7 protein-coding genes are annotated in these 11,775 nt (G+C 60.7%); 2 read left to right on the top strand and 5 right to left on the bottom strand.

What is annotated here, in order from left to right; translation table 11 throughout:
* Window positions 1-73 precede the first annotated feature (73 nt).
* From fdhF to JNL55_RS20390, 4 genes are all read right to left on the bottom strand, one after another.
* Window positions 74-2,956 carry a formate dehydrogenase subunit alpha gene (gene fdhF / locus JNL55_RS20405; RefSeq protein WP_293858020.1) on the bottom strand — a complete coding sequence of 961 codons (2,883 nt, stop codon included), beginning with the start codon at window positions 2,954-2,956 and terminating at the stop codon, window positions 74-76.
* Window positions 2,957-2,970: 14 nt separating this feature from the next.
* Window positions 2,971-4,512, bottom strand: coding sequence for a formate dehydrogenase beta subunit (locus JNL55_RS20400; RefSeq protein WP_293858017.1), 1,542 nt, complete (start codon window positions 4,510-4,512; stop codon window positions 2,971-2,973).
* Complete coding sequence (locus JNL55_RS20395; RefSeq protein ID WP_293858014.1) at window positions 4,509-5,000, bottom strand: formate dehydrogenase subunit gamma; 492 nt, start codon at window positions 4,998-5,000, stop codon at window positions 4,509-4,511. The genes JNL55_RS20400 and JNL55_RS20395 overlap by 4 nt, the downstream gene beginning before the upstream one ends.
* 214 nt (window positions 5,001-5,214) lie before the next feature.
* The gene (locus JNL55_RS20390) at window positions 5,215-6,081 is read right to left on the bottom strand and encodes a class I SAM-dependent methyltransferase (protein WP_415923124.1); all 867 of its coding nucleotides are present in this window, start codon (window positions 6,079-6,081) and stop codon (window positions 5,215-5,217) included.
* Between the two features lie 183 nt (window positions 6,082-6,264).
* On the opposite strand from JNL55_RS20390, the gene JNL55_RS20385 reads away from it, so the two are divergent.
* Window positions 6,265-6,915 (top strand): PEP-CTERM sorting domain-containing protein, encoded by a 651-nt coding sequence (locus tag JNL55_RS20385; protein ID WP_293858008.1) that lies wholly within the window; start codon window positions 6,265-6,267, stop codon window positions 6,913-6,915.
* Here the strand turns inward: JNL55_RS20385 and JNL55_RS20380 are convergent.
* The gene (locus JNL55_RS20380) at window positions 6,912-8,366 is read right to left on the bottom strand and encodes a Gfo/Idh/MocA family protein (RefSeq protein ID WP_293858006.1); all 1,455 of its coding nucleotides are present in this window, start codon (window positions 8,364-8,366) and stop codon (window positions 6,912-6,914) included. The genes JNL55_RS20385 and JNL55_RS20380 overlap by 4 nt on opposite strands.
* A 346-nt stretch (window positions 8,367-8,712) precedes the next feature.
* Here JNL55_RS20380 and JNL55_RS20375 point away from each other — a divergent pair, with 346 nt between their 5' ends.
* Window positions 8,713-11,772: a TonB-dependent receptor domain-containing protein gene (locus JNL55_RS20375; RefSeq protein ID WP_293858004.1), complete on the top strand. Its 3,060-nt coding sequence runs from the start codon at window positions 8,713-8,715 to the stop codon at window positions 11,770-11,772.
* Window positions 11,773-11,775 lie beyond the last annotated feature (3 nt).

Below are 11,775 nucleotides of genomic sequence, written 5' to 3'. Positions count from 1 at the left end.
TACTCGCTCGGTGTCGCCATCACGCCAGCGCTGTACCGTGACCTCACAGCTGGTCGCCGGCGAAGAACTGTTGTCAGGCATGCACGCCTGCACCTCTGCGAATCCGCGTGTTGCGCTCGGTCAGCTCGCGATAACGCTTCTGCCACTCCGAGGGCTGATTCACCTTCACCACTTGCACGGCCGTCACTTTGTATTCCGGACAGTTGGTCGCCCAGTCCGAGTTGTCGGTGGTGACCACATTGGCGCCGGATTCGGGGAAGTGGAAGGTCGTGTAGATGACGCCAGGCTGCACGCGATCCGTGACCTGAGCTCGCAACACCGTCTCGCCGGCGCGGCTGGCAATGCCAACCCAATCGCCATCGAGAATGCCGCGCACATCGGCGTCGTGCGGATGAATCTCCAAGCGATCTTCATCGTGCCAAACGACGTTGTGAGTACGACGCGTCTGCGCGCCCACGTTGTATTGAGTGAGGATGCGGCCGGTCGTGAGCAACAGCGGGAAGCGACTGGTCGTCTTCTCTCGTGTCGGCACGTAATCGGTGACGAAGAACTTGCCCTTGCCGCGCACGAACTCGCCAATATGCATGGTCGGCGTGCCGGTAGGCGCAGCCTCGTTGCACGGCCATTGAATGCTGCCGAGCTCTTCCAGTTTGTCGTAGCTGACACCGGTAAAGGTCGGTGTGAGCGCAGCGATCTCGTCCATGATCTGCGACGGATGGGTGTAGTTCATGGGGTAGCCCAGCGCGTTGGCGAAACGCACCGTGGCCTCCCAGTCTTCCAACCCACCGAGCGGCGTCATGACCTTGCGCACGCGCGAAATGCGACGTTCGGCATTGGTGAAGGTGCCGTTCTTTTCCAGGAACGACGAGCCCGGGAAGAACACATGCGCGAACTTGGCCGTTTCGTTCAAGAACAGATCCTGCACGACCACACATTCCATGGCGGTCAGCGCCGCGGTCACATGGGTTGTGTTCGGATCGGATTGCGCGATGTCTTCGCCCTGCACGTACAACGCACGGAAGCTGCCATCGAGCGCTGCTTCGAACATGTTCGGGATGCGCAGGCCGGGCTCCGAATGCAGCGGCACATTCCACGCGGCCTCGAACAACGCACGCACGGCGTCGTCGGACACATGGCGATAACCGCTGAACTCATGCGGGAACGAACCCATGTCGCATGAACCCTGCACGTTGTTCTGACCACGCAGCGGATTCACACCGACGCCGACGCGACCCAGATTGCCGGTGACCATGGCGAGATTGGCAATCGCCATGACCATCGTCGTGCCCTGGCTATGCTCGGTGACACCAAGGCCGTAGTAGATCGCGCCATTCGGCATCGACGCGTACAACTTGGCAGCGCCACGCACCGCCATCGCCGGCACACCGGTGATGGCTTCCATGGCCTCGGGCGAATTCTTGGGATCACTGACGAACGTTTTCCACTTGTTCCAGGATTCCAGATCGCAACGTTCGGTGACGTATTGGTCGCGAGCCAACCCTTCGGTCACGATGACGTGCGCGATCGAGTTCATCAGCGCGACGTTCGTGCCCGGTCGCAGCTGCAAGTGATAGTCAGCTTCGATGTGAGGCGTGCGCACCAACGAGATCTGGCGCGGATCGACCACGATCAACTTGGCACCTTGGCGCAAGCGACGCTTCATCTGCGAAGCGAACACCGGATGGCCTTCGGTGGGATTCGCGCCGATCAGCATGATGACGTCGGAATGCATCACCGAGTCGAACTCTTGCGTGCCCGCCGACTCGCCCAGCGTGTTTTTCAGGCCATAGCCGGTCGGCGAATGGCAAACACGCGCGCAAGTATCGACGTTGTTGTTACCGAACGCCGCACGCACCAACTTCTGCACCAGGAACGTTTCCTCGTTGGTGCAGCGGGAGGACGTGATACCGCCGACCGAATCCTGGCCGTGTTGCGCCTGAATGCGTTTGAACTCGGACGCGGCATAATTGATCGCCTCGTCCCAGCTCACTTCACGCCAGGGATCGGTGATCTTGCTACGGATCATGGGCTTGGTGATGCGATCCGTATGGGTCGCGTAACCGTAGGCGAAGCGACCTTTCACACAAGCGTGGCCCTGATTCGCGGCGCCGTCACGATTCGGCACCATACGAATGACTTGCTCGCCTTTGGCTTCGGCCTTGAACGAACAGCCAACGCCGCAGTAAGCGCAGGTCGTAGTCACGGCACGCTCGGCCTTGCCGATGGCGATCACGGACTTCTCGGTGAGCGCCGTGGTCGGACAGGCTTCGACGCAGGCACCGCACGACACGCATTCGGAATCGAGGAACGACTCCGACTGACTCGCCGACACCTTGGAATCGAAACCGCGACCTTCGATGGTCAACGCAAACGTGCCTTGAATCTCGCCGCATGCTCGCACGCAGCGCGAGCAGACGATGCACGCATCCTGATTGAAGACAAAGTACGGATTGCTATCGTCCCGCTCGGAATGCTGATGATCGCAGCTGGCCGGCAGTTCTTTGGCCTGCGGCAATGAGTAGCGCGATTCGGTGACGCCATTGGCCGCCGCGATCTCGTGCAGCTCGCAGCGATTGTTACTCGAGCAGCACTCGGACTCGCTCGGATGATCCGACAGGTACAGCTCCAGCACGTTCTCGCGCAGCTGCGTCAGTTTCTGGCTCTGCGTGCGAACCTTCATGCCGTCGGCGACAGTGGTGGTGCACGACGCCGGATAACCCTTGCGGCCGTCGATTTCCACCAGACACAGCCGGCACGAACCGAAAGCTTTCAATGAACCGGTGGCACACAGCTTGGGAATTTGATTCCCGAGCAGCGACGCCGCGCGCATCACCGAAGTACCGTCCGGCACCGTGACGGAAAAGCCGTCGATCTCGACGGTGACAGGCTTGGCGGCGGCATCCGCCGGTGTCGGGACAGCGGGTGTCCCTGGATCGATGTAATCGAGCGCGTGCATGGCTTGAACTCCGGCTACTGCACCGTCTTGCGAAAATCTTCAGGAAAATACTTGAGTGCGCTCTGCACCGGGAACGGTGTCATCCCGCCCAGGCCGCACAGCGATCCGTGCAACAGCGTGTCGCATAACTCTTCGACCAGCTGCAGATTACGCTCGCGGTCGACATTGGCGATCACCCGATCCATCAACTCCACGCCACGCGTCGAGCCGATCCGGCACGGCGTGCATTTGCCGCACGATTCCTTGGCGCAAAACTCCATTGCGTAACGCGCCATGCCGGCCATATCCACAGTGTCGTCGAATACCACGACCCCGCCATGCCCTAGTAACGCGCCAATGGCGGCCAAGGCTTCGTAGTCGATTGCCGTATCGAACTGCGCTTCAGGAATGTAGGCACCCAACGGACCGCCCACTTGCACGGCGCGAATCTGTCGGCCCGAAGCCGAGCCCGCGCCGTAGTCATAAACCAACTCACGTAAGGTGAGGCCGAACGCCCGCTCAAACAAGCCACCGTGCTTGGTATTGCCGGCCAGCTGTAACGGAATCGTGCCTCGCGACCGGCCGGTGCCGAAGTCCTTATAGAACTCCGCGCCCTTGGCCAGAATCACCGGCACCGACGCCAGCGAGATCACGTTATTGACGATGGTGGGCTGACCGAACAAGCCCTTGATCGCCGGCAATGGCGGGCGGACGCGCACCTCGCCCCGCTTGCCTTCCAGGCTTTCCAACATCGAGGTTTCTTCGCCACAAATGTAGGCGCCGGCGCCGAGACGAACTTCCAGCTCGAACTGCTTGCCGCTGCCGCGAATGTTGCTGCCCAGATAGCCCGCGGCCCGAGCCGCCGCGATGGCTTCGTTCAAAGCACCATACGCATGCGGGTACTCGGCACGCAAATAGATATATCCCTGAGTCGCACCTACGGCGACACCCGCGATGGTCATGCCTTCGATCAACATCAGCGGATCGCCTTCCATCAACATGCGGTCGGCGAACGTGCCCGAATCGCCTTCGTCGGCGTTGCAGGTCACGTACTTTTGTTGAGGCGGCTGATCCAGCACCGTTTTCCATTTGATGCCAGTGGGAAACGCCGCGCCACCGCGACCTCGCAGGCCGGACAGTGTCACGGCCTCGACGATTTCTCCTGGCGACATTTTGAGCGCACGAGCCAGGCCTTCATAACCACCGTGAGCAACGTAATCCTCGACCGAGATCGGATCGATGACGCCGACGCGTGCGAATGTCAGACGCTGCTGACTCTTGAGTTCTTTGAGGTCCTCGGTGAGCCCGAGATGCAAAGGATGCGCGCGACCTTCGAGGAAACCGGCATCGAACAGACTGGCGACATCTTGAACGCCGACCGGGCCGTACGCTTGCCGGCCAACCGGCGTAGCCACTTCAACCAACGGTTCGAGCCAGAACAGGCCGCGCGAGCCGTTGCGAATCAACTGAATCTGTAGATTGCGGCTGCGGGCTTCGCGCTCGATAGCAACGGCCACTTGCCCGGCGCCGAGCGACAATGCGGTCGCATCCCTCGGTACATAGACTTTGATATTCATGACAATGGCGCGAGCAACGCGTCGAAGGATTCCGGCGTGACCCGGCCATGCAGTTGGCCATCGATCATTACTGCCGGGCTGCAGGCACAGTTGCCCAGGCAATAAACAGGCTCGAGCGTGTAGCGGCCGTCCGCAGTCGTCTGGTGAAGCTTCACCCCGAGTTTGCTCTCGGCATGTGCGGTGAGCTGCTGACAATTCATTGAGCGACAGGCTTCGGCCTGACACAGCTGAATGACATGCCGGCCGGCGGGCGCTTGACGGAAGTGATGATAGAAAGTGACGACGCCGTGCACGTCGGCACGTGACAGATTCAACGCCTCGGCAATGACCGGCACCGCAGCCGGCGGCACATAACCCAGACGATTCTGGACCTCGTGCAACACCTGTAACAGCGGCCCCGGCCGACCACGATAGGTGGCCAACGCGGCCTCGATTTGCTCGCGCGAGTGCTCGTCCAATGGCTCACGCACAGCCCGATCTGCATTCATATCGTCATTCCCCCGCTCATCCTGGGGGATTGTGACACCGAAGTGCAAAATCGACCACGGCACTGCCACCTACCGCGCCGCCCCGCCTAAGCAATAGGCACCTTTGGCGTAAATGCGACTGATTTTGTCGTCCCTGGGCCAGTGCGCGGCCCCGACCAACACCGCCGGGGACCGGCACGCGCAGATCCTGGCGCTTGCCTAAAAATCCGAGGGATCAGCGACCGCCGGCTTTGGTGGCGAGCACGCCGTCGCCGTGCAGCCTGGTTTTGAAGCCGCTGTGCTTCAGGCGGGTGGCGACTTCGTTGGGCACGTCGCGACCGGTGGTCAGCTTGTTGGGTGTGCCGGTGTAATGAAACATTCGCCCACCGCGCCTCAGCACCCGGGCGAACTGGTCATAGAACGACTGCGAGTACAGCTCACCGGCGATACCGAAACGCGGCGGATCGTGAAGGATGGCGTCGACGGAGTCGTCTGCGAGTTCGACAATCTTCTCAGCGACATCGCCCTGAGTGAGCGACAGAGCGCCACCCACCGGCGGCGACCACGGATTCAGACTGCGCAACCAGATCACGTCTGGATTTTTTTCGAACGAAACAATCTGCGCCGCGCCCCCTTCCAGACACCAAGCGGCGAAGTAGCCGAGACCGCCGCAAGTATCCAGCACCACTTTGCCGCGCGGCTCAATCAACGCGACTTTGGTCTGCGCATCCTGAAACGGCGACAGCTTTTCACTCACCAGCATCTTGATGCCGTCGATCTCGAACGTCGGCGTGCCCCACTGCGTCGGCACCAGCTTGATCAGCGACGAGCTGTAACGCGACACCGGCGCGAACTCGCCTTCGCTCCAGTAGTACACCGTGCGCTCTTTGCACTTGGCGAGATGCGGGTACCGCTGGCCGCGCCACAGCCAACCGTCGTCATCGACCGACACCGTCGTGGTCGTGCGATCCAGATCCAGCGAGCAACTCACCTCAGCAGCACCAGCGCGTCGCGCGGCCTGCAATTGCTCATGCACCTTCAATGTCAGCAGCGGTCCCAGGATCGTCATGCTCATCGTCATATTCGTGGTCATGCTGAGCATGATACCGGGGCTTTCCCCGAGCCCTTCCGGACGACGTGACACACGCCGAAAAATTTCCTACTGTCATGAATCGCGACAGTGGCGCTCCGCGAAACGATGCGTACACTGCGAATCAGACCGGCCATTTCACTTAACATCGCCAGCGACTTTCGACGGATCGCCGCGACTGTAGGAGACGAGCGAATGCGCAGAGCGACTCTGTGGGCAGCATGCCTGGGCTTGGTTTGGTCAGCGGCGGCATCGGCAGTGCCGGTCTACTACACCTACGGATACTTCGGCGCCGGCAGTAGTTACGAGAACGGCGACGACGCCACGTTCAGATTCACCATGGAATACGACGTGGACGTTCAGCCGACGTATCTGAACGCCGACGGGGTGCTGGTCACGCAAGCGGATCTCGGCTTGCACACCAATCCGGCCGATCCATTTTTCGGTCGCTACCAGCTCGACTACTTTCATGCGCGGCTGGACGGGACCACCGAATTCCTGGACGCCGACCTGTCGCAGCCCAACCGGACCACCAGCTTCCGGCAGCTTACGGGCGCGAATCCGAGCCAGCCCGAGTATGAAGATGTAGTGCGCTGGGAGTCCGGCGACTACTACATTCAGCTGGTGCGCACCTCCATCATCGACGCCCCCATCGGTCATTACTTTCCGTTCATTGCCGACATCGGCCTCGGCCCCAACATGGTTTGCGCCGGCAGCTGCGGCAATAATCTGCGCCTGGTCGGCGTGTCCTCGACCAACTCCATTCCTGAGCCGGCCACGCTCGGCTTGTTGGTGCTCGGCGCCGGCCTGGCGTTTGCGGTCAAACGCCGGCGCGCGTCTCACTAAGGCATCTTCACCCGCAGCGGCATCGGCAACGATGCCGTGCGACTGGGCATCGGCGCGCGCTCCGGCGGCGTCAGCCCAGTCACCAACTCATCGATGCGCACCGCCTGCCCGGTCTTGAAGCATTGATTGGCGGCCACGCCGACCAGAATCGAATACGCCCCGCCTCGCTCATCCGACACGCGCCTGAATTTGTCGGGCGGCGCCTCGCCAAATATTTCATTCAGCATCACGTCGTCGCCACCGCCGTGTCCGCCGGTGCCGGTCCATGGCTCGATGTCACGTGGCGCGCCTCGCAACGGAACGATTCGCGTGCTGACACCGTCGTCTTTGATCTTGCCTTGAGTCTCATCGGCACCGGCCACGCCGGCCTGCTCCACCACCTGATGTTCGATCCGGCCCTTGGTGCCATTGAAGGCGATCCGATAACCCTCCCAGGAGTTGAAGGCATTCAGTGAATAGCTGAGCGTGGTGCCCGTGTCGTAACGGACCACCACATTCATGGTGTCTTCGATGTCGATGTCCGGACGCCAGACGCACTGATCGCGGAAGTAGCCGTCGTGTGCCTCGTTATCCAGATAGAGCGACTTCAACCCGGGATCGGCCGCCAGATCGAAATAGAAATTACACGCGTCCTGTTCCGGACAGGTCACGCAGCGTTCGTGATGACTCCTCAGCCCCATGCGCTTGGCCATGCTCGGCGTATAGAACTGCCGCTCGCCCACCGCCACCACCGACTGCGGCTGCGCTCCCAACCACCAGTTCACCAAATCGAAATGATGCGTGGCTTTGTGAATCATCAAGCCGCCGGAAATCGCCTTGTGGCTATGCCAGCGACGGAAATAGTCGGCGCCATGCACCGTATTCAATAACCAATTGAAGTCCACCGACAGCACTTCGCCGATGTCATTGTTCATCAGCATTTCTTTGATCTGACTGCGTGGCGGCGAATAACGATAGTTGAAGGTCACGCGCACGTGACGGCCGTTGCGCTTGCATGCATCGAGAATGCGTTGCGCCTTCTCAGCGGTAGTCGTCATCGGTTTTTCGGTGATGACGTCGCAGCCCGCATCCAGAGCTCGCACTATGTAATCGTCATGAGTCGCATCGGGCGACGTCACGATGACTGTGTGCGGCCTGGTCTCGCGAATCATCCGATCGAAGTCGGCCGCTTCATACCCCTTGGGCCGACTCGCGCCGGTGGCCGCGATGGTCTTGATTGCCAGCGCTATTCGCCCAGGATTGGTATCGCTAACGCCAACCACCTCGTTAGAGTCACGAAATCTTCCCGTGATAGCGGTAGTAAACATCCTTGCGCGCGAACCCACTCCCACCACCGCGAAGCGCTTCCTTGGCGTTGCGGCATACGCAGTTCCAGCCAAACCGACGGCAACCGCACCTGCTGACTGCAGCAGGGTGCGCCGATCGACGCCCCCACGACCCTGATCGTTCATGCGTAAACCCCCTATAAAATAAGCCTTTCGTCACGACCGGCGGTGTTGCTGCACCAACCGCTCGCGAGCCCCGGGCAAAGATATTTGTCTGCTTTATTCCCTAACTATTGTCGAGCGTTGACAGCGAATCTTTAGAGCTGCATCGCAAACTCGACTCTAGCCAACTTCAATCAACTATGATAATTCTCGCTCATTGTCGGTCACGACGCCATAAAAATGGTAGCGATATCACGTAAGGGAGCGTAACAGTGCGGCCGGTATGAGCCGGTGGCTATCAAAATGATTCAAAACCGCTCACGGAGACGGGAGCGCTGGATGAACAAATTTCTTTCATAGGGGGCTATGAATGGTCAGCAGATATAAACATCGCCATCGAGCGGTTGTGCTCGGCTGTGCGGTCATCGCGGGTTCCAGCTTCGGTGTGCAGGCTCTGGCACAAGAGTTACAGCGCACGGAAGTGGAAGAAGTGTTGGTGACAGGTTCAAGAATCGCGCGCGAAGGACTCGACACCTCGACGCCGGTCAGTGTCATCAGCGTAGAAGATATAAAACTCTCGGGCGCCGCCAACGTCGAAAAGATCCTGAGCGACGCGCCTCAGTTCGTAGGCTCCACCAACGGCGGCGCGAGCGCGAACACCGTGCCTGGCGGCACCGCTGATGTGAACCTTCGCGGCTTCGGCGCGTCACGCAACTTGGTGCTCGTCAACGGCCGTCGCTTCGCCATCTACGGTCCAGAGCAAGTCACTGACCTCAATACTATTCCCACCGCGTTGATCGAACGCACGGAAGTCGTGACCGGCGGATCCTCGGCCGTGTACGGCTCCGATGCCATCACCGGCGTCGTGAACTTCATCATGCGCGACGACTTCGAAGGCGTCGAAGCGACCGCGCAGACCAGTTACGACAGCCCGACCAGCACACCGACCTACAACATCGACGTGACTGCCGGCGGCAACTTCGCGGACGGACGCGGCAACGCCGTCATCTCCGTGAACTATCTCAATCGCGGCTCGATCTCTCGCGGTGAACGCGGCGAATGGGCTTTCTTCTCGCTGTCCGATGGTTGCGTGACACCAGCGTCGGCCAGTCGCGATCAGCCCGGTGTGCCAGTGTCGGTGCCGTCGGGTTCGACGTGTCGCGCAGCGGGTGGCGTCCCTGGTCTCATCGCCGGCGGCAGCGGCGACATTCCTAACGGTCGCTTCACCGGCGTGCCCGTGCCCGGCTCGGCCACGTCGAATCCTGGCTTGAATGCAGCGCTAGCAGCCGCAGGTCTCGGCGGCATGACCTCGCGCGGCTTCACTTTCGACAACGCGGGCGGCACGGTGCGTCCGGCACTCACACCGCAAGATGACTTCAACCTCGGCCCTGACAACTACCTGCAAGTGCCGCAGGAGCGCTGGATGGTGAACGGGTTCAGTCATTTCGACTTCACCGACAAAGCCACCGGCTATCTGGAGTTCCACTTCTCCAACAACCGCGTCGATCAACAATTGGCACCGACCAACATCGGCGGCCCGTTCTTGTTCAACATCAACAATCCGTATCTGACGACTCAGATGCAGGAAGTGCTACGACAGCTGGACATCGCTGAAACCGCACCGACCACCGTGACCACCGGCACGAGTTCGCGCGTGAATAACCCGAACGATGGTTTCGCCGTGATCAACGTCGGTCGGCGCCTCGTCGAAGTGGGCCTGCGAGAAAACGTTTCGGATCGCAATGTCTGGCGCATGGCGTTGGGCATGCGAGGCGACATTGGCGATGTCTCGGAGAACTTCTTGAGCGGCCTCGCCTACGATGTTTACTACACGTTCGCGCGAACCGAGGAAACGAGCCGTCAATCCGGCAACGTTTCTCGTAGCCGTTTCCAGGCCGGCTTGCTATCGAGTGGCGGCGCTGCGCCGTTGCTGAATATCTTCGGCCAGAATCTGTCGCCAGCAGCGGTCAATGCAATCTCCATCGGCGCCACCAACGTGACCGAAGCGGAGCTGCAGGTCGCCGCCGCGACGTTGTCCGGCCAGTTGTTCGACTTGCCCGCCGGCCCGCTGGCGTTTTCCTTCGGCGCCGAGTGGCGCTATGCCTCATCCAAGTTCGTGCCGGATGAGTTCCTGCGCTCGGGTGACGTGGTCGGCTTCAATCCCGGCTTGCCCACCGAAGGCGACGTGACGGCCAAGGAAGTCTTTGGCGAGTTACGCATCCCGATACTCACCGGGCTGCCGTTCGTCGATAACCTGGCCGCGAACGCCGCGTTCCGCCGTTCCGACTACGACCTCGAAGGCGTCGGCGACGTGTGGACGTATTTGTACGGCCTCGACTGGCGCTTGAACGAGACCGTGGCATTCCGCGGCCAGTTCCAACGCGCCATTCGCGCACCGAATGTCGCCGACCTGTTCGGCGGCCTGCGACAAAGCGTCGAGCCGGCCACCGATCCTTGCTCCGACAAGCAACCTGCGTCGGCCCGAACCGATGCCGTGCGCGCACTGTGTATTGCCAGCGGGGTTCCAGCGGCGTCCGTGTTCGGCGGCGGCGTACAACCGAACACCATCATCCCGGCATTGTTCGGCGGTAACCCGAATGTCGGCGAAGAGGAATCGGACACACGCACGTTCGGTGTCGTACTCACGCCATCGATACTGCCGAAGCTGGCCGTGACGCTGGATTACTTCGACATCACTCTCGACGGTGCGATCGCGCAGCTCGGCGGCGGCCTGAACAACACGCTGAACCTCTGTTACAACATCATCCAAGACATCAACAGCGAGTTCTGCCAGGCCATCAACCGCAATCCGGTGACTGGCGAAATCAGCGTGCCGTTCTACGCCGAGATTCGTCAGGCCAACACCGGCGGCTTGGCAACGTCCGGCTTCGACCTGATCGCGCGTTACGGCTTCGACTTCGGCTGGGGCCTGTTCGGTAATGGCAGCGAACTCAACATCAGCACGGCTTGGACGCGCACCGATGAGTTCACACTCACACCTGTGCAAGCGTTCCCGAACGTGAAGAACCGTTGCGTCGGTTCCTATGGCACCACTTGCGGCGAGCCCATTCCCGAGTTCAAGGGCGTGACTCGCTTCACCTGGATCAACGGCCCGTTGAGCCTGAGCCTGCGGCATCGATACATCGACGATGTGACAGTAGATCGCTATCTGCTGCCGCTACGTTCGGGGGCCACGCCGCCGACATACGCGGACTTGGTGAATCCCAAACTCAGGGCTTACAACTATCTGGACTTCTCGTTCTCGTTCGACGTCGGCAAATCCGTGGAGATCTTCGGCGGCGTGAACAACCTGCTGGACGACGATCCGCCGGTGGTCGGCAGCGCGCAGATCCGCGCCAACACGTGGCCTGCGACCTACGATTACAATGGCCGGCAGATGTTCATCGGCATGACGGTCCGGACGTTATGATCG

Origin of the sequence: Steroidobacter sp., assembly GCF_016790065.1 — a bacterium.
In the GTDB taxonomy this organism is placed as follows: domain Bacteria; phylum Pseudomonadota; class Gammaproteobacteria; order Steroidobacterales; family Steroidobacteraceae; genus Steroidobacter.
The sequence above is the reverse complement of the archived record's forward strand: the minus strand, read 5'-3'. Positions and strand labels throughout refer to the sequence as shown.

Excerpts from the sequence above, each read along its gene's own strand:
- JNL55_RS20380 (WP_293858006.1), bottom strand. The coding sequence starts at position 8,366 with ATGAACGATCAGGGTCGTGGGGGCGTCGATCGGCGCACCCTGCTGCAG.
- JNL55_RS20390 (WP_415923124.1), bottom strand. The coding sequence starts at position 6,081 with ATGCTCAGCATGACCACGAATATGACGATGAGCATGACGATCCTGGGA.
- JNL55_RS20375 (WP_293858004.1), top strand. The coding sequence starts at position 8,713 with ATGGTCAGCAGATATAAACATCGCCATCGAGCGGTTGTGCTCGGCTGT.
- fdhF (WP_293858020.1), bottom strand. The coding sequence starts at position 2,956 with ATGCACGCGCTCGATTACATCGATCCAGGGACACCCGCTGTCCCGACA.
- JNL55_RS20395 (WP_293858014.1), bottom strand. The coding sequence starts at position 5,000 with ATGAATGCAGATCGGGCTGTGCGTGAGCCATTGGACGAGCACTCGCGC.
- JNL55_RS20385 (WP_293858008.1), top strand. The coding sequence starts at position 6,265 with ATGCGCAGAGCGACTCTGTGGGCAGCATGCCTGGGCTTGGTTTGGTCA.
- JNL55_RS20400 (WP_293858017.1), bottom strand. The coding sequence starts at position 4,512 with ATGAATATCAAAGTCTATGTACCGAGGGATGCGACCGCATTGTCGCTC.